The organism is Pyxidicoccus xibeiensis (assembly GCF_024198175.1).
Classification (GTDB): domain Bacteria; phylum Myxococcota; class Myxococcia; order Myxococcales; family Myxococcaceae; genus Myxococcus; species Myxococcus xibeiensis.
On record NZ_JAJVKV010000004.1, the window covers coordinates 184,226 to 202,101 of the forward strand.

At 65.8% G+C, this 17,876-nt stretch carries 15 protein-coding genes; 6 read left to right on the forward strand and 9 right to left on the reverse strand.

All coding sequences use genetic code 11. From position 1 onward, the window contains the following. Positions 1-67 precede the first annotated feature (67 nt). Together LXT23_RS18560 and LXT23_RS18565 are read left to right on the forward strand one after the other, a co-directional pair. Positions 68-958 carry a DUF2381 family protein gene (locus LXT23_RS18560; protein ID WP_253981537.1) on the forward strand — a complete coding sequence of 297 codons (891 nt, stop codon included), beginning with the start codon at positions 68-70 and terminating at the stop codon, positions 956-958. A gap of 11 nt (positions 959-969) precedes the next feature. Then, complete coding sequence (locus LXT23_RS18565; protein WP_253981538.1) at positions 970-1,464, forward strand: serine/threonine protein kinase; 495 nt, start codon at positions 970-972, stop codon at positions 1,462-1,464. Positions 1,465-1,509: 45 nt separating this feature from the next. On the opposite strand, the gene LXT23_RS18570 is transcribed toward LXT23_RS18565, so the two are convergent. Next, positions 1,510-2,361 carry an NAD(P)H-binding protein gene (locus LXT23_RS18570; RefSeq protein ID WP_253981539.1) on the reverse strand — a complete coding sequence of 284 codons (852 nt, stop codon included), beginning with the start codon at positions 2,359-2,361 and terminating at the stop codon, positions 1,510-1,512. Between the two features lie 164 nt (positions 2,362-2,525). On the opposite strand from LXT23_RS18570, the gene LXT23_RS18575 reads away from it, so the two are divergent. Continuing rightward, the gene (locus LXT23_RS18575) at positions 2,526-3,392 is read left to right on the forward strand and encodes a LysR family transcriptional regulator (protein WP_253981540.1); all 867 of its coding nucleotides are present in this window, start codon (positions 2,526-2,528) and stop codon (positions 3,390-3,392) included. 134 nt (positions 3,393-3,526) lie between these two features. Beyond that, positions 3,527-3,649, forward strand: coding sequence for a hypothetical protein (locus LXT23_RS49705; protein WP_256560948.1), 123 nt, complete (start codon positions 3,527-3,529; stop codon positions 3,647-3,649). A gap of 132 nt (positions 3,650-3,781) precedes the next feature. Here LXT23_RS49705 and LXT23_RS18580 read toward each other — a convergent pair whose 3' ends face one another. From LXT23_RS18580 to LXT23_RS18605, 6 genes are all read right to left on the reverse strand, one after another. Next, the gene (locus tag LXT23_RS18580; RefSeq protein WP_253981541.1) at positions 3,782-4,723 is read right to left on the reverse strand and encodes a type VI immunity family protein; all 942 of its coding nucleotides are present in this window, start codon (positions 4,721-4,723) and stop codon (positions 3,782-3,784) included. Beyond that, the gene (locus LXT23_RS18585; RefSeq protein WP_253981542.1) at positions 4,720-5,163 is read right to left on the reverse strand and encodes a hypothetical protein; all 444 of its coding nucleotides are present in this window, start codon (positions 5,161-5,163) and stop codon (positions 4,720-4,722) included. The genes LXT23_RS18580 and LXT23_RS18585 overlap by 4 nt, the downstream gene beginning before the upstream one ends. 222 nt (positions 5,164-5,385) lie before the next feature. Further along, positions 5,386-6,102, reverse strand: a complete 717-nt coding sequence (locus tag LXT23_RS18590) for a M48 family metallopeptidase (RefSeq protein ID WP_253981543.1) — start codon at positions 6,100-6,102, stop codon at positions 5,386-5,388. An 8-nt stretch (positions 6,103-6,110) separates the two neighbouring features. Next, on the reverse strand, positions 6,111-9,203 hold the full coding sequence (locus LXT23_RS18595; RefSeq protein ID WP_253981544.1) for a type I restriction endonuclease subunit R: 3,093 nt from the start codon (positions 9,201-9,203) through the stop codon (positions 6,111-6,113). Next, complete coding sequence (locus tag LXT23_RS18600; RefSeq protein WP_253981545.1) at positions 9,196-10,491, reverse strand: restriction endonuclease subunit S domain-containing protein; 1,296 nt, start codon at positions 10,489-10,491, stop codon at positions 9,196-9,198. Before LXT23_RS18600 ends, LXT23_RS18595 begins: the two co-directional genes overlap by 8 nt. After that, on the reverse strand, positions 10,482-12,962 hold the full coding sequence (locus LXT23_RS18605; protein WP_253981546.1) for an N-6 DNA methylase: 2,481 nt from the start codon (positions 12,960-12,962) through the stop codon (positions 10,482-10,484). Before LXT23_RS18605 ends, LXT23_RS18600 begins: the two co-directional genes overlap by 10 nt. Positions 12,963-13,562: 600 nt before the next feature. Here LXT23_RS18605 and LXT23_RS18615 point away from each other — a divergent pair. After that, positions 13,563-14,450, forward strand: coding sequence for an HNH endonuclease (locus LXT23_RS18615; protein WP_253981547.1), 888 nt, complete (start codon positions 13,563-13,565; stop codon positions 14,448-14,450). 12 nt (positions 14,451-14,462) lie between these two features. On the opposite strand, the gene rapZ is transcribed toward LXT23_RS18615, so the two are convergent. Beyond that, positions 14,463-15,326 carry an RNase adapter RapZ gene (gene rapZ / locus LXT23_RS18620; protein ID WP_323379021.1) on the reverse strand — a complete coding sequence of 288 codons (864 nt, stop codon included), beginning with the start codon at positions 15,324-15,326 and terminating at the stop codon, positions 14,463-14,465. Next, complete coding sequence (hprK, locus tag LXT23_RS18625; RefSeq protein ID WP_253981548.1) at positions 15,323-16,288, reverse strand: HPr(Ser) kinase/phosphatase; 966 nt, start codon at positions 16,286-16,288, stop codon at positions 15,323-15,325. The genes rapZ and hprK overlap by 4 nt, the downstream gene beginning before the upstream one ends. 52 nt (positions 16,289-16,340) lie before the next feature. Here hprK and LXT23_RS18630 point away from each other — a divergent pair, with 52 nt between their 5' ends. Further along, complete coding sequence (locus tag LXT23_RS18630; protein ID WP_253981549.1) at positions 16,341-17,825, forward strand: glycosyltransferase family protein; 1,485 nt, start codon at positions 16,341-16,343, stop codon at positions 17,823-17,825. Positions 17,826-17,876 lie beyond the last annotated feature (51 nt).

Here is a 17,876-nt window from a genome sequence, read left to right on the forward strand (position 1 = left end):
GTCGCCTGACCCATCCTGGTAGGTTTGCCGGATGACGCGCTCTACACTACCACCCGGGTATGGCTTGGTGATTGTCCTCCTGGCATCCGCGGCCCTTGCCGGGGAGCGCGAAGCCGCCGCCGTCCGGACCATCCTGCTCTCGGGGCATCCCGCCGAGTGGACTCACACCCTCTACGTCTCCGGCCAGGTCCTGACCACCCTGCGCTTCGAGCAGCCCGTGAACTCGGCGAAGACGAAGATGCTTGGCTGGGAGGGTCGGCTGACGCCACTGGGCGTGCTGGGCAACAAGGTGGTCCTGGAGCCGATTCACGACCTCAATCCCGACGAGCGGATTCCCCTGGTCGTGGCGCTTACTGACGGGACGGAGGTGTCATTCCTGCTGGCTCCGCCAGCACACGAAGAGCGGGCCACGGACCAGCAGGTCAACGTGTTCAAGAGCCGCGAGAGCTACGACGCAGTGCTTTCGGCCCTCTACGACGCGCTCAAGAGGGAGGGCGCGTTGAGGGAGGAGACCGAACGTCTCAAGAAGGAAGAGACCTCGGTCGACCACGCCTTCGCAACGCTGCTCGTCAAAGGAGCAGAGAAGAAGACGCCATTCCGCAGCAGGAAGCAGGCGCTCCTGAAGGACGGGGACGTGAACATCAAGGTCGAAGTCTTCGAGGGGCCAGGCAAGGCGGCGGCCGTGATTCACCTGACCAACACCCACGGCGACAAAACGTGGAGGTTCAGGAACGCACTGCTATCCACCAGCGCGGAGCCCTCTACTTCTCGCCCCTTCGCACTTCGCATGGATAGGACCGAAATCGCCCAGGGCCAGTCCGGGACCATCGCGGTCGTCGCGGACAAGAGCGCGTTCATCACAGATGGGGGACTCCACAACCTAGTCCTGGAGATCTTCCGTGGAGACGGGCTCCGGCAGCTGATCGTGAACCTGGATCACTCACTGCTTCGGGAGTAGAGATGCCGCTCATGCCCGCCGCCAAAGCGCTCCGCATCGCCGCTGTCACCCTGCTCTGTGCGACTCCTGGCTGCACCACGACCCAAGGGAGTGTGGCGCTGCGGCCCGATGGCACTCCGGGTCCCGAGGAATGCCCAGAGGAAGCCAAGAGGACGATGCGGGCGCTGAAGCTGCGAGTGGGAGACACCTCCTGGGTGGAGCTCGACGCGAACCAGATCCAGTCGACGCCCATCATGCTCTATGACGGGCCCATCGAGAGCATGCTGGAGAAAGACTTCGGCACGCTCGAGACCACGACCCGCCTGTATGGTCAGGTCTGGACGGGCGGCCCTCAGGTCGTCATCCGCTATTACGAAGCCCACCCACCGGACACCGAGAAGCTGCCCATCTGCGCGGTGGCGCGCCTGAGCATGAACCAGCTCCGGAAGCTTCCAGAGTCGCGGCCTGGAATTGCCGTCCTGGGCGGATCTTCCGCTGGGGTGGCCATCGTGGATTCGTTCCGCTAGGCGCTCTGGGAGCAAATCCACCACAGCCCGAACAGGCCACCGCTGCTACAGCGCCGCGCGTCGAAGCGCATCCTCGAGTGACCTCGGCGCGCGACCGGTGAGCCGTTCGACATCGCCCGTCGTCACATCGAAGCCACCCGTGGCCCACATGTCCTGAATGCTGAGAACGGCATCCACGACGAACGGAGGCAATCCCGCGGCCGCGAGCCCCTCGCGGTACTGGCTGACGCTCACGGCGGCGAAGCCGAAGCTCTTGCCTGTCACCTTCGCGACCAACGAAGCGCGCGCCGCGCCATCGAGCGCCGCCGGTCCGGTCGCCTGGCAGATGGCGCCGTGGTGCCCCTGACCGGCGAGGATGCCTGCCGCCGCAGCGGCGACGTCGTCTCGCGCGACGAAGTTGACCGGCGTGTTCGAAGTCGCTGCATGAATGCCGCGTGACAGCGACATACGAACTTCATCGACGAACGACTCGGCGTAGTAGGCCATCCGAAGGATGGTCCACTTCTTCGCCAGACGCATCAGTGACTGCTCCGGAACGAAATAGCTCTGCCAGAGGTGCGGGACCTCGGCCGACTTCGTCCCGAGCGCCGACGTAAAGACGATGTGTTCAACGCCTGCATCGACGGCACGCTGGATCGCGTCGTGTCCCTGCGCAGCTCGAACACCGGGACGCATGTCGCTCGAAGGGATGATGAGCAGCCGGTCGAGGCCCGCGAACGCCTTGGTGAGGGAGTCGGGTTGATCGAAGTCGCCGAACCGCGCCTCGATGCCGAGTGCACTCACCTTCTCAGGCGTCCGCGAGATGCCGACGAGATGGGCGTCCGGCGCGCGGGTCTTCAACTCCGCGACCGTCGCTGCGCCGAGCTGCCCACTCGCCCCACTGATTCCGATCTTCATGAGGATGTCCTTCCGGTTGCCTTGCGCACGGCCGGTGCGACTTTCGTTGCGAAGAGCCCGATGCCGCGCGCGACGTCTTCTTGCATGCGATGGAATAGGGGCGCCGCGACTTCCACACAAGACGCAACGGTGCAATACACCAATGCATGAGCGTAACAATTGACGTGGCGCTGCTCGCTGTGTTCGTGGAGGTCGCCGACAGGGCGAGCTTCTCTGCAGCGGCTCGCACGCTCGGGACGACCACGGCGACCGTGAGCCGCAACATCGCGAAGCTCGAGGAGTCCGTCGGCTCGAGGCTGTTCTATCGAACGACTCGGCGGGTTTCGCTGACCACCGCAGGAACGGCGCTTTACGAACGAACCGCCGCGCACGTGCAGGCCCTGACTCACGCCACGAGGGAATTGCCCGAGCACCAGAGTGAGCCGGCCGGCACCCTCAAGCTCACAGCGCCCTATGACCTCGGCGCGACGTTCCTCGGCAGCGTGATTTCGCGCTTCATCGCGCTCTACCCGAAGGTGCAGGTACAGGCGGAGTTCAGCAGCCGCATGGTCGACATCGCAGCCGAGGGATTCGATGTCGCGCTTCGTGGTGACAGCGGCAAGCACCACGACACGTCGCTCACGGCGCGACGGCTCGTCCAGCGAGGTGAGCTCAGTCTGTACGCGGCGCCGAGCTACCTCGCACGGCGCGGCAGCCCTCGGGGACTCGCATCGCCCGAGCACGACTGGCTCGTGGCAGGCCCCCTGCGTCGCGCGTTCGACTTTCCCGCAACGTTCACACCGAGGATTGTCGCGAACGACTTCCTCTTCCTGCGTGGCGTTGCGATATCGGGCGGGGGGATTGCTACGTTGCCCGCGTTCATCGCGCAGCCGTACGTCGCGAGCGGCGAGCTCGTGCGTGTCCTTCCCTCAGTCCGCGTGAGCGTCGGCGGGCTGCTGTTGCTCTACTCATCGACACGGCCGCTCGCGCGCAAGGTTGCGGCGTTTCGCGATTTCATGGTGGAGGTCACCCAGAAGGAGTGGGTGGGCTGAGGGACCGCTGGCCCGCGTGCATCCACCCTGGCTCTGGCTCCAACCTAGTGCCTGAACTCGCACGCTCAAGGAGCCACCACCCGGCTACCCGAGCGCTCCATCATCGAGCAGGTCACCTCCTGGCGAAGAGCGGCGTGCCCGAGTACGTGGGCCGGCTCATCCACTCCAACCGGCAGCTGCGGCCGCCCCGGCGCGAGGAGTGGCGGCCCCACCCCAACTACCTGAAGTGGCACCGCGAGCACGTCTTCAAGGGCTGACAGCGCCCCGCCCTACTCCTTGAGCTGTCGCCAGGCTATTCCAGCGCCAGCTCCGAACCAGGGCGGCTGCGACCCTGGCCTTCTTCCTTCGGGGAGTGTTCGCGTCCTACAGGCGGCGCGTCAGTTACCTCCTCACCCGCTCTGTGCCCCCGCTCGCTGGCAGAGCCGCCGGAACCACCGGTGCATGAATTCCCTGTTCATGGGAGGCCAGTCGCCGCCCTCCTCGCGGAGGTACGGCTCCAGCAGCCGTGCCAGTGCCCGGTACTGGGGAGGGACTCCCCCCTTCTCCGTGTCGATGGCGTCGGGCCACTCGCCCAGGGTGAGGAGCAGCCGCTCGTCCTCCATCGGCTCGAAGGTGACCTCCGAGAAGGAGAGCCGCTGCCGTAGCGCCTCGGTGCCCCCGAGCTGGCCGAGCAGCGGCTGCCCCAGGAACGTCAGCCAGTAGGCCCCCCGCGCCCCGGCACCAATCAGCCCGCTGGTCTCACTCAAGTGGTACAGGTCCAAACCCAGGTAGCGCCGCAGCGGGCCAAGGAGCTCTCTTCGCGCCGCGTACCACGTACCGCGCGGAGCGACGAAGGCGAGGCTGGCGTAACCGAAGCTGAAGGGCAGCTCTCGCCCGAGTTCCTGGGCCAAGGCTCGCAGGTGGGCGGGGCCATGCGCCAAGAGGTACTCGGTGGGAAACGAGAAGGCCATCCCGCTCGTAGCGCCCTCGTCACCAGAGTAGAGGGGAGAGTCGAGGTTCCGGCCGTGATAATCAAAGTGGTAGACACTTGCTCCGCTACAGTTTTCCTCCAGTTCGATGATGCAGGCATTTGTCCGAGGACGTTCGAGAGTCTGCCAGCGAATGTTCTCCCAGCCCTGGTCGTCGAGCGGCAGGGTGTCTCCATCATCCGAGCCGTACCAGCCAAGCGCCTGATGAGGGATGGCGCGACGGTACGCCTGCAAGGCGCGCCACACCGCGGGAGCAATCTCTCCATGAGAGCGGCGCATGAAGAAGCAGAGCACGATGCCGTCTCGGGTCACCTCATCACCACCATCGTTCCGCACCCGGATGACGGGAATGTCCTCCCTCATGGAATCACCCCCTGCCCTGGGGAGATGAGGACGACCTCACCGCCGAGCGCATTCTTGTAGACTTCGCCCTGGCTGAGGTCCGCATAGGCGCTGCTCTCGCCATAACGCGTCCATCTCGCCCGGTTCGTATCGGGGCAGGGAAACTTGTAATCCACGGTGAGCACCGACCGCAGCAGGTCGCGGTCGGCATGGAGCACCAGGTCCGGCTTGATGGTGCGCCACAGCTCCTTGGTGCACCCCTCCTTGATGAGTCGCGCCTCCTCCTCCCGGCTCACCGTCTCCAGGAATCTGGCGTTGGGGTAGTACCGGTAGCGCTGCTCGATGCTGTACGACCCGGGCCACAGTTCCTCCAGCACCTCGCGAGCGCACTGGAGCGCCACCTCGTGCTTGTGCTGCCCCAGCAACATCGCCCGCGTGATTCGCGCTTCACACCCGTCCACCGCCACCTCCTCGCCACAATCGTCGGGGCGGTGTCCCGCGCGAGCGCCGGACGGGCGCCCACGTTGGTGCGTGGCGAGCCGATCGCGCTGGTCCCGGCCCATGGCTGCTGCTCGTGAAGGACGGCGCGCACGAGCGCCCGCCTGCGCGTCGTGGCGTGGTCTTTTTTGGAAGCCGGGGCGCTCTCCCGAGCAGGCGCCTCCCCGCCGATCACCGATCACCAGCTACTCGCGCCACTTTTCCGCAGCGAGAGGCAAGGCGTTGAGCTCCGCGCGTGCCTCCCTCCACGAGGGGTAGTGCTTGTCTAGGAGACCGATGAAGCGCTCGCTATGGGTCGGTTCGATCAGATGCAGCAGCTCGTGGACGACCACGTACTCCACGAGGTCCTTGGGCTTCTTCACTAGCTCGGTGTTGAGCCGAATATTGCCTGCCCGGTGGTTGCAGCCTCCCCACTTCGTCTTCATGCGCTGGAGGTAGTAGCCGGTGACGCGGACCCCGAGCTTCGCCTCCCACTTCGCGATGAGGGGCGGCACCACCTCGTGGAGCAACGTCTTGTGCCAGTCGTGGATGATGTCCGCGCGCTTCGCCGCGCTCGTGCCCGGCCGCACGCGAAGCGTGATCCTGCTGTGACCGAGACAAACGCCGGGCTTCTCGTCGGCCTCGACGAGCGTCAGCAGATAACGCCGCCCCCAGACGTAGTGACTCTCGCGTTCGACGAAGCGTCGCGGCGTCTCTCGCGCCTGGGCCTTCAGCCTTGCTCGCTGCTCCCTAATCCACCCCATCTTCGAGATCGCGTAGGCGCGCGCGACCTCGACACGCGTGGCCCTCGGCGCGACCAGACTGACTCGGCCCGCCGGCGGATGCACCGAGAGGTGAACGTGCTTGACGTCCTTCCGGGTCATCTCGATGGCAATCTCGCCAATTTGGAGCGTCTCGGCCATCAGCGGCCTCAGTACCCCGGCTGGTTCTTGATGATCTCGAAGAGGGCCTGGGTCGCCGTCCTGTCTCGGTCAAGGAGCGGAAACAGCGCGTTCAAGACCTGCGCCTCGCGCGCCTGATCGCCCTTCCACCCGGCCGGGGCGCGCTCGCGCACGACGACATCGATCTGCAAGGCGAGCGCCGCCTTCTCATCGTCGCTCGTCGGGCACTTGAAGTTCGTCGCCGCGACGCTCCCCAGGTTGTTGAACAACACCGAGGCCTCGTGCTTGCCGTGCAGCGCAGCAGGGATGCCCGCCTCGGGCTGCTTCGCCGCGAGCCGCTTCACGAGCGCCTCTGCCTTGCGCAGGAACTCCTCGTAGGCCGCCGCGTCGGCGCGGCTCTGCTTGATAAGGTCATCGAGTAGCTTCGACATCTGCTCGTAGAACCTGGGATCGGTGAGCTGGTCGCGGATGATCGTCTTGCGGACGTTGTTGATGATGCCCTCGGCGATCGCGTTCTTCGAGAGCTTGCCCTTCTCGTTCAGCTTCTTGGCGATGGCGTCGTGGATGCCAGTCTCAATGATCAGCTCGGTCAGCGACATCTCACCCAGCTCACCGAGGTCGGCGGCAGGATCGGCTTGGATGTACGTGTTGATGAGGTGGCGCATGTCCGCCTCGTAGGGCTTGATGTCGAGCTCCTCGCCGGAGTGCTTCTTGATGGCGGCGCGGAGGTCTCTGTAGAGCTCGACCTCCTTCTGCAAGGTGGCCGCTTCCGCGTCGGAGTAGCCGGCCTCTGCGAGGTCCTGCGCGACGGCCGCGAAGGCGCGCACGAAGACGGCCACCGCCTTGTAGAACGAGATGCGCAGCGGCTCGGTCTCACTCAGCGCGTTCGGGTTCGCGGCGTCGCCGCAGAAGTAGTGAAGGAACTGCTCCACCTCGCGGGGATGCGCGACCGGCTCGCACAGGTAGCGCAGCGCCTCACGTGCCTCGTCGAGCTTCTGCTTCCCCTCTTCGAGCCAGTTCTTGAGGTGGACGTTGTTCTCTGCATCGCCACCGTCGTCGATGTCCAGCTCGTCGGAGCTGTAGACGGCGAGGGCCTGCTGCACGTCGCCGAAGAGTTCCTTGAAGTCGACGATGTGGCCGTAGTCCTTGTCTTCTCCGTCGAGGCGGTTGGTGCGGCAGATGGCCTGGAACAGGTTGTGATCGCGCAGCTCGTTGTCGAGGTAGATGTACGTGCAGCTTGGCGCGTCGAAGCCCGTGAGCAGCTTGCTGACGACGATGAGCAACTTCATGTTCGCGGGCTCCTCGATGAAGCGCCGCTTCACTTCGTCTTCGTACTGCTTCGTCGTCTGCCCCTTCTTGAGGACATACTGCGTGTAGGTGTCGAACTTGTAGCGCTCGTCGCTGTTCGCTGGCTCGCGAGAGATGGCGTTGTGGTTCGGCTCGTATGACGTGATGATGCCGCAGTACGTGCCGAAGCTCGTGTTCTGGAAGAGCCGGAAATAGTGGCAGGCGTCGTAGATCGACGGCGCGACGAGGATCGCCGTACCGCGATCATTGTTCAGGCGCGGCTTGAGGCTGAAGTCCTCGATGATGTTGGCGATGATGCGCTGCTTGCGTTCGCCCGCGCTCATCAGCTCTTCCATCGTCGCCCAGCGCTTGCGCAGCACCGCCCTCTGGAAGTTGTTGAGGCCCTTGGTCTTCTGCTCGAACCACTTATCGATAGCCGCCCGCGACGTGAGCCGCTGCGGCACGTCGCGCGCTTCGTACTTCAGGTCGAGCACCACCTTGTCGGCGACGGCCTGGTGGAACTTGTAAGTGTGGATGTACGTGCCGAACACGTCGCGCGTCATCACCTTGTCTTTGCGGAGCAGCGGCGTGCCCGTGAAGCCGATGAAGATGGCGCTCTCGAGCCAGCGCTTCATCTGCTTGTTCATGTCGCCGCCCTGCGTGCGGTGGCACTCGTCGACGAAGACGTAGAAGCGTCCCTTCACGGGCGGCGGCTCGCCCTTCAGGTCGGAGACGTCGAACTTGTGGATGAGCGCGCACAGGAGGCGCGGCGTCGCGGCCCCGAGCTTCTCGACGAACTCCGCGCGCGCGCTGATGCGCGGCGAAACGGACTCCGGGGCGATGACGCCCGCGTTCTTCATCACCCCTTCGATCTGCTTGTCGAGCTCGTCGCGGTCGGTGATGACGAGGATGCGTGCCTCGGGGTCGTGCTCCAGCAGCCACTTGGCGATGAGCACCATCAAGATGCTCTTACCGCTGCCTTGGGTGTGCCAGATGACGCCGCCCTCGCGCTTGCCGATGCGCTCCTGCGCCGCCTTCACGCCGAAGTATTGGTGCTGCCTCGGCACCTTCTTCTGGCCGCCGTCGAAGATGATGAAGTTACGCAGGAGGTCGAGCAGCCGAGTCTTGTTGCACAGCTGCGCGAGCGGCCGGTCGAGCAGCGCGCCTTCGGCGGGCGGCGTGGCCTTTGGCGCCTCGTCCTTCCACTCGACAAAAAACTGCTCCGGGGTCCCGGTCGTGCCGTAGCGCAGGCCCTGCGAGTCGCTGCCCGCGAGCACGACCTGCACCGTGCTGAAGAAGGCCTTGTTGAAGATCTCTTCCTGGTTGGTGATGAGCTGCCGCACGCCGTCGGCGATCTCCACCGAGCTGCGCTTCAGCTCGATCACCGCGATGGCGAGTCCGTTGATGTACAGGACCAGGTCGGGGCGCCGCTCGTGCCCGCCCTTGAGTGTGACCTCCTCCGCCAAGAAGAAGTCGTTCTCCTCGGGATGCTCCCAGTCGATGAGGTGCACGGTCTCGTGCGGCCGCGCTTCGCTTACCTTGACCTGCACACCGTAGCGCAGGAGCTGATACGTGCGGAGGTTGGCGGCGTAGAGCGTGGTGCCCTTGGGGTCGATGGCATTGTGCAGCTCTTCGATGGCGCGCGTGATATGTGCCGCTGAGTAGCCGCGCCGCTCAAGGTTCAGCTCCAGCTCGGGCCGCACGCAGCGGTTCCTCTCTTCCTTCGAGAGGTTGCCGAGGAAGTAGTAGCCGAGGTTGCCCTCGCGCTTGTCGTCGGTGAACAAAGCGACGACCCGGTCCTGGGTCTTGCGCTCGGAGCGGGGCTTCTTAGACACGGGCGCCTCCTGTGGGGACGAGCCGCGTCTTGCCGGTCAGCAGCTCCTGCATCATTGCTTGCTTCAGGTTCCGGGTCTTGTCCCGTCGTGCTTCCAGCGCGGCGAGCTCGGCATCCATGTCGGAAAGGACCTTCGCGATCGCACGCTGCTCGTTGGTCGAAGGCAGAGGAATTTCTGCGCTCGCGACGTGCGCACGATTCGTGGCGTACACCTTCGTTCCGGCAGCGAGACGTCGAAGGTGGGCCGCGAACATAGGGATGTACTGAAGGAACCCCTTGAAGCCATCCGCCAAAGTCGCCTTGTCAAATCTGGCCGCGATCGTATGCAGGCCAGAAACAACTTCAACCGAGTCGCCGATGTCTCTCATTTCAACCGACTTGCTTACGCCTTCAAGATCCTCGGACGCATCGGCAAGAATGAGGTCGCCATCTCGCAGTCGGTCGAGTCGCGAAGCCTTGGTGGATGGAAGGAAGGGAAGGTCACGTGCCGCTAGATGGGTGGCGCCAGAGGCGTGAATGTCCCCGTAGTGCAGGTAGCGAACGCTGCCTTCGGGCAGCAACTCGGCGCGCGAATTCACTCCGTTTCGCAGGAACGTGACGTGGTCGCCAAGTCGCACGAACTTCCACTCGCCGCTGAAACCCGACAGCCGGGTCTGGCCGGTCAAGAGCTGCTGCATGGCGGCTTGCTTGAGGTCGCGCGTCTTGGCGATGAGACCATCCAAGCCACTCAGCAGCGCGTCCACATCGCGCAGTACCTCCTCGATGGCGTGAAGTTCCTTGGCTGTCGGAGGAACCGCGATCAAAAAGTCACGGAGGTTCTGAAGATTCAGCCCCGGCTTGCTTTGTCCGGACTGACTCCCGGCAATCTGCGGGTTGCCCGGCGAATTCGGGGCGAGATAGCGACAAATGTAGCCAGCAGCCGCAGGATCCCTGAGACGGACCAGTCCGACGTGCTGGCTGATGTAGGCCTCGTCGAACGCCCGGTCCACCATGGCGACATTTCCGACGCTGTTGCCAGTAATCGTTATCAGCAAGTCATTCAGCACTACCTTGGTGCGATTGCCTTCTGCTCCAGTAGGAGGGGAAACGTATTGAACGTCCTCAAAGTTGAGTCGACCGTCCCGCACATTCTGGCTGCGAATGAATAGTGCCCCGCTCTTGGTATAGAACCGTGCCCACCCTCGCGACCCGCTTGTGACAAATTCAGCTAGTCCACCGAGCCGCTCGACCTTCCAGTCCTCTGGGATGACACCCACCTCGGTCTCTTTGTAGCCGGGCCTCAGCGCCACACCGCCCCCATCGCTTTCAGGTGCGCGTCCACCCGCGCCGCAAGCGTCACAACGTCGTCGGTGAGCTTGGGCAGCGGCGTGGCGTAGCGTTCGGCCAGCTCGCGAATGCGGCCGGTGAGGGTCTGCGAGACGCGGTCGAGTTCCCCCTGCACAGCAACTGACAACCGGGCAATCCACTTGTCGTCGATGACCAACGTCTTGATCTCGGCCTCGGTCAGCTTGGGGTACTTGGTGTCGATCTTCTTTTCCAAGTCCTCCTGCGCGGCCTTTCGCTTGGCCTTGCTGTCAGCCTGCTGTTCGAGAAGCGCCGCGTAGCCTTCGAGTGCCGCACGCTCGTCGGCGTACAGTGGGTCTCTGCCGATTTCCCTAAGACGAGCCTTCACCGCCTTCACGGTGATCTTCTGCTTGTCGCCTTCGCCCTCGATCACCTCGGCGAAGAGTCCTTCTTCGCCGCTGTTCTCCTCGCGCATCTCGTCGAGCTGTTGCTCCAGCGTCGCGAGGCGGTTGTCGAGCGCTTCGATCGCATCGCGCTCCGTTGCAAAGTAGCGGGCACCGAGCACCGAAGCGGGAACTAGGTCAGATTTGAACCGGCGTTTGCCCTTCACGTAGTCGTGAGCTTCAGGCCAGACGAGTTTGTTCTCCTTGTTCTTGATTTGAACGATCTCGCGCGGCTGCGCGCCCTTCACCCAGCCCTCGGCGGCAAGCAAATAGAAATCGTCCTGCATCGCCTCGGCCCAGTAGCTCATCAGGCGCTGGTAGACGTCGTAGGCGTCGAGCAACGGCACGGAACGAAAGGCAGTGAGGAGTTCCTCGGCGATGTTCTCGATCAGCGCCTTCGGGTGCCCGCCCTTGCCGAACTCGACGAGCTTCGACCTCGCCGTCTTGCTCCAGTCGGCAAAGGTCTTCGTCGCCCGGTGCTGGAACGCGGCGAACTCGGCGTGGCCAAAAATCGAGGCCTTCACGTCGGCAAGCGGTACCTTCAAGCGCGCGTAGGCCGGGCGTCCGGCGGACTCGAACAGCAGGCCGCGCACGCTGGGCAGCACCTTCCAGTACGCCTCGAGTGCGTCGAGATCTCGCTCGGGGATGCCGCCGCGCAGGTGCGCGTCGATGTTGTGCAGATCTTCGGGCTCGCTGCTGTCGATGTAGCGCGGCAGGTTCAGGTTGAAGTCGTTCTTCGCGTCGGCGATCTCGTCGATCGGCACCATGCGTGCATAGCGCGGCACATCGACCTGCTTCACGAAGGTATCGACGATGCGGTGGATGTCTTGCTCGCGAAGGCGGTTCTTCGGGCCGTCCTTGGTGAAGCCCTTGGCGGCGTCGATCATGAAGATGCCCTTGCGGCCCGCGGCGTTCTCCTTGTCGAGCACGATGATGCATGCGGGGATGCCCGTTCCGTAGAAGAGGTTGGCGGGCAGGCCGATGATGCCCTTCAGGTAGCCCGAGCGAACGAGCTTCTCGCGAATGACAGCCTCGGCGTTGCCGCGGAACAAGACGCCGTGGGGCAAGATGCAGGCGGCCTTGCCCGCTCTCTTCATCGAGCGGACGATGTGGAGCAGGTAGGCGTAGTCGCCCTGCTTGGCGGGCGGCTCTCCCCACAAGAAGCGCTGGAAGGGGTCGTTCGATGGTGTGAGGCCGGTGGTCCACGTCTTGTCGGAGAACGGCGGATTGGCGACGACGTAGTCGTAGGTCCGGAGTTGCTCGCCGTCCTTGAACTTCGGTGCGGCCAGCGTGTTCCCTGAGAGGATGTTCGCGGTCGGGAAGTCGTGAAGGATCATGTTCATGCGGGCCAAGCCCGCCGTGGTGACGTCCTTCTCCTGCCCCTCCAGCGTGATGTGCTTGCCTGCCTCGGCCGCGACCTTCAGGAGCAGCGAGCCCGAGCCGCAGGTCGGATCGTAGGCGGTCGTCGAGGCCTTGGTGTTCGCCTTCGAGATGCCGATCACCTTGGCGATGACGCGGCTGACCTCGGACGGCGTGTAGAACTGGCCCTTGCTCTTGCCACTCTCGGTTGCGAAGTGGCGCATGAGGTATTCGTAGGCGTCGCCGAGCAGGTCGTCGTGGTCGGCGCGGTTCTGCGAGAAGTCGAGTTCAGGCTTCTGGAAGATGCCGATCAGGTTGGTCAGGCGGTCGACCATCGCCTGGCCTTCGCCGAGCTTGTTCGGGTCGTTGAAGTCGGGGAAGTCGCTGCGGGCCAGACGGGCGTTGGCGTCGATAAGCGGCTGGATGATCTGGGTGTTGATCTTGTCGCCGATGTCGCTCTTGCCCTTGAGCGCGATCATGTCCTTGAAGCTCGCCCCCTTCGGAATGGTCACGGGCGGGGCGAAGTCGGTGCTGTTCCCGTACTTGTCCGTGATGTACTTGATGAACAGCATGAACAGGACGTAGTCCTTGTACTGGCTGGCATCCATGCCGCCACGGAGCTCGTCGCACGACGCCCAGATCGAGGAGTAGAGGTCAGACTTCTTGATGGCCATCAGCGACGTTCCTTGTCTTGCTCAAGCCCTTCGTGTCTGGCGCCACCCGCGCGGACCCACTCGTCGACCTCGGACAGCTTGAACTTCCAGAGGCGGCCGATCTTGTGAGCTGGCAGGCTGCGCGTTTCGATTCAGCGGTAGACGGAGTCCTTCGCCACGCCCAGGTGCTTCGCGACGTCCTCGACGGAGACCCGCGGCTCGCTTGTCATCGACGCAGCTCCGGCTGTGGATGGACCTTGGCCACGCGAGCAGGCTATCTGCGCCGAACTCTGCCGACAAGACCCGACTAGAATCGGAAAGGTCGGATGTGGGGAGGACCGTGCCTACCCGCGTGGACAACGCCCGCCCACGCCTCTCGCTGCTCGGCCCACGTGCCTGCGTGGGCCCACCGCCCGGAGGGCCCGCCCGGCCATCGGCTCGACACCGTCGACGGCCTCAAGCTCAAGCACGCGCGTAGCACTGCGGCAAGGTGCGCATGGAAGTGCGACCCCAACTGCCCTTCCCTACCTACTGAGATGGGCTCTTAGGGCTAGCGGCCCGCGTGCATCCACCCTGGCTCTGGCTCTAGCCTGGTGCCCGAACTCGCACCGGCACGGAGTCATGACGAAGGCCGTCTTCACCACCTCGGAGAGCTCGGCGTACGACGATCAGCCCGAGGTGCGCTACCACTTCCCGAGGACGTACCTGCGGGCGGTGGAGGCCGCCGTCGGGGACTTCATCGTCTATTACGAGCCGCGCCGCACCGAGGGTGGAAACAGCAGTGGCGGTCGCCAGTCGTACTTCGCCGTCGCCAGGCTGCTTCGAATCGACGAGGACCGTGCGAAGGCGGGCCACTACTACGCCTATGTCGACTCCTTCCTCGAGTTCGAGCGCGCGGTGAAGTTCAGCGAGGGAGCGCACTACTACGAAGCCCGGCTGAGGAAGGCGGATGGGAGCACCAACAAAGGCGCATTCCAACGCTCGGTCCGTCCCCTGAGCGACGACGAGTTCGAGGCAATCCTCCACGCGGGCTTCATGCGCGAGCTGGACGCCTGGGAGCGCACCGCCACCGGCGTCGAGGAGCCACCGCCCGTCTACCCCGAGCGCCCCATCATCGAGCAGGTCACCCACCGCCCCTTCCGCGAGGCCTCCTTCCGGCGCCGCGTCCGGCAGGCCTACTCGGAGACATGCGCCGTCTCCGGCCTGCGCCTCATCAACGGCGGCGGCCGTCCCGAGGTCCAGGCGGCCCACATCCAGCCCGTGGTCGCCCAGGGGCCGGACTCCGTGCGCAACGGCCTGGCCCTGACGGGCACCGTCCACTGGCTCTTCGACCGGGGGCTGCTCTCCGTCGGGGAGGACTACCGCATCCTCCTGGCGAAGAGCGGCGTGCCCGAGGACGTCGGCCGGCTCATCCACTCCAACCGGCAGCTGCGGCTGCCCCGGCGCGAGGAGTGGCGGCCCCACCCCAGCTACCTGAAGTGGCACCGCGAGCACGTCTTCAAGGGCTGACAGCGCCCCGCCCTACTCCTTCTCGATGTCCCGGTCCCACAGCTGCACGCGGGTGTTCGCGTCCTGGAGCCGCCGTGTCAACTCGGCTGCAATTGCCACCGAGCGGTGCTTGCCACCCGTGCACCCCAGCGCCACCGTGAGGTACGCCTTCCCCTCCTTCTGGTAGCGCGGGAAGAGGAAGCGGCAGAGGTCCACCACCTTCTCCAGGAACTGCTGCGTCTCCTCGCGGTCCAGCACGTACGCGGCCACCTTGGGCACCTTCCCCGTCAGCCCCTTCAGCTCCGGGACGAAGTACGGGTTGGGCAAAAAGCGCACGTCCAGCACCAGGTCCGCCTGCGGCGGCACCCCGTACCGGTAACCAAAGGACATTATCGACAGGCTCGGCCCCGCCGCGGGCTCCGGGCTGAAGCGCGCCTGCACCATGCGCTTCAAGTCGTGCACGTTCAGCGCCGACGAGTCGATGACCTGGTCCGCCATCTCGCGCAAGTCGCGCAGCTCCTCGCGCTCGGCCTTGATGCCCTCGGCGACGGTGGCGTTGGGCGCCAGCGGGTGGCGGCGGCGCGTCTCGCTGAAGCGGCGCAGGAGGCTGTCGTCGCTGGAGTCCAGGAAGAGCACCTCCACCTGGTGTCCGGCGCGGCGCACCTCGGCCAGCATGCGGGGCGCGTCCTTGAGGAAGACGCCCTCGCGGACGTCTATCACCAGCGCCATGCGCTCGATGTGTCCACCACCCGCCAGCTCCGTCAGCTTGGGCAGCAGCAGCACCGGAAGGTTGTCGATGCAGAAGAAGCCGGCGTCCTCCAGCGCCCGGATGGCGGTGGACTTGCCGGAGCCGGACATGCCGGTGATGACGACAATCTGCTTAGAGGGGGCGGTCACTCGACCTCTTCTCCCAGGGTGCGGCGCATCGCCCCTTCGGCGATGGCGCGGTTGAGTCGCTCGGCGAACTCTCGCGCCGAGTGGTGGCCCTGCAACTTCAGCAACTGGTTGCGCGCGGCCACCTCGATGATGGTCGCCATGTTGCGGCCCGGACGGACGGGGACGACCGACAGCGGGATGTCCACTCCCACAATCTGCAGGTGCTTGTCGTCCACCCCCAGCCGGTCGTACTCCTGATGCGGGTCCCACTCCTGCAACTCGATGACGAGTTCAATCTTCTTCTGCTCGCGGACGGCGGCAACCCCGAACAGGTCCTTGATGTTGATGATGCCCAGGCCGCGAATCTCCATGTGGTGCTTGATGACGGGGTTGCCGGCCCCGTAGACGGCGCCCTTGCGGCGGGTGACGTCCACGATGTCGTCCGCCACCAGACGGTGGGCCCGCATCACCAGGTCCAGGGCAATCTCGCTCTTGCCGATGCCGCTCTTGCCGAGCAGGAGGATGCCGACGCCGAAGACGTCCATCAGGACGCCGTGCAGGCTGCTTGATTCGGTCAGTGCCTCCTCCAGGAACGTCTGGACGCGCATGATGAAGTCGCTGGACAGCAGCGGCGTCTTCATCAGCGACAGTCCCGCCGCCTCGCATGCGTCCACCAGGGCGGACGGAATCTCCAGCTCCTTCGTCACCACCACGCAGGCCAGGTCCTCTTCGCCGAAGAGCTTGGCCAGCGACTCGCGCTGCTTCTCCTCCGACAGCGTGCGCAGGTAGGAAATCTCCGTGTTGCCGAAGACCTGGACGCGGTGGGGGTGGAGGTGCTCGGTGAAGCCCGCCAGCGCCAGTCCCGGCTTCTGGATGCGCGACGAGTCGACCGTGCGGGACAGCCCGCTCGTGCCGGCAACCAGCGTCAGGCGCAGGTCGTAGTCGCGGTCATCCAGGAGCTGGGAAATGCGGATGGATTTCATCGTCAGGACGTGTGGATATCACCGGAGCGCCCTTTTGAGGTGTCCGCCGACCGTGCCGACCGTCCCTACCCCCGCTCCCACTGCCGGAGCCCCCCTTCTGGCGGCCTCCACCGAGCCCCGTCTCGCCCGGGCCCTGCTGGGGGCAGTCCTGGTGGCGGGGGCCGCCTTCCGGATTCATTGGGCCCTCAACGATGAGGGGATGTACTGGCCGGACGAGGTCTACCAGAGCCTGGAGCCGGCGCACCGGCTCGTCTACGGGTACGGCCTGGTCGCCTGGGAGTTCATCGAGGGGGCCCGCAACTGGGTGCTCCCCGGGCTGGTGGCGGGGGTGCTGGGGCTCGCCCGCCTGTTCGGTGGGACGGAGCCCGGCGTCTACCTGGACGTCACCAAGGTCTTCTTCGGCCTCGTGGGGGTGGCGAGCGCCTGGGGCAGCTGGCGGCTGGCCCGGGCCCACGGGGCGTCGGAGCTGGCGGCGGCGGCGGGGGCGGCCCTCTTCGCCCTGGCGGCGGTGCCCATCTACTTCGCCCCCCGCGCCCTGAGTGAGAATGCCTCCGCCCTGCCGGTGGTGCTGGGGCTGGCGCTGGCCCTGCCCAAGGGGGCCTCGCGGCGGGCGCTGGGGGCCGGGGCGTCCCTGCTGGGGCTGGCGGTGCTGCTGCGCCTGCAGAATGGAATCTTCTGCGTGGGCCTCCTGGGGGTGCTCGCGGCGCAGCGGCGGTGGCGCCCGGCGGGCGAGGCCCTGGCGGTGCTGGCCGGGTGGGCGCTGGCCTACGGGCTGCTCGACTGGCTCACCTGGGGGCGCTGGTTCCACTCGGCGCTCGTCTACCTGGACTTCAACGTGCTGCGGGACGGGGCCTCCGCGTGGGGCACCGCGCCCTTCAGCTACTACGGCCGCGTCCTCTTCAAGGGCATGGGGGCCGTGTCCCTCCTGGCGGGCGCGCTGGCGCTGCTGGCCGCGCGCCGGGCCCCGGGCCTGCTGGCCGTCGCCGCCCTCTTCTTCGTCCTGCACGCGCTCCAGCCGCACAAGGAGCTGCGCTTCCTGGTGCCCGTGCTGCCCCTCTTCGCCGCGCTGGCGGCCGTGGGGCTGGACTCGGTGCTGGAGGGCCTGGGCGCCCGGACTCCGAGGGCCATGGCGGCGCTGGCGGTGGTGGCCGTGGCGACCGCGTCCGGGCTGGGCGCCGGGCGCCTCACCTTCGGGGACGTGGGCCAGTACGAGGACTCGCGGCCCCGGGTGAGCGCCTGGGACGACTCGGGGGACGTCAACCGGCTGCTGCTGGCCGCCAGCGAGCGCAGGGACCTGTGCGGGCTGAAGATTGAGGTCGCCCACCTGGCGTGGACGGGAGGCTACAGCTACCTCCACCAGCCGGTGCCGCTGTACTCCCACAACGGGCCGTCCCGGGAGTCAGGCCTGTACAGCCACGTCATCACCGTGCCCGAGCATGCGCCGGGCGAGGTGGTGGCCCGCTCCGGCCCCCTGGTGCTGGCCCGCCTGCGCGACGGCTGCGCGCCGGACCCGGGCTACGCGTGGCGGCTTCCGTGAGCCAACGGAAGCCCGACGAGGCCATTCCCCCGGGCCCCGCGCGTTGCTAAG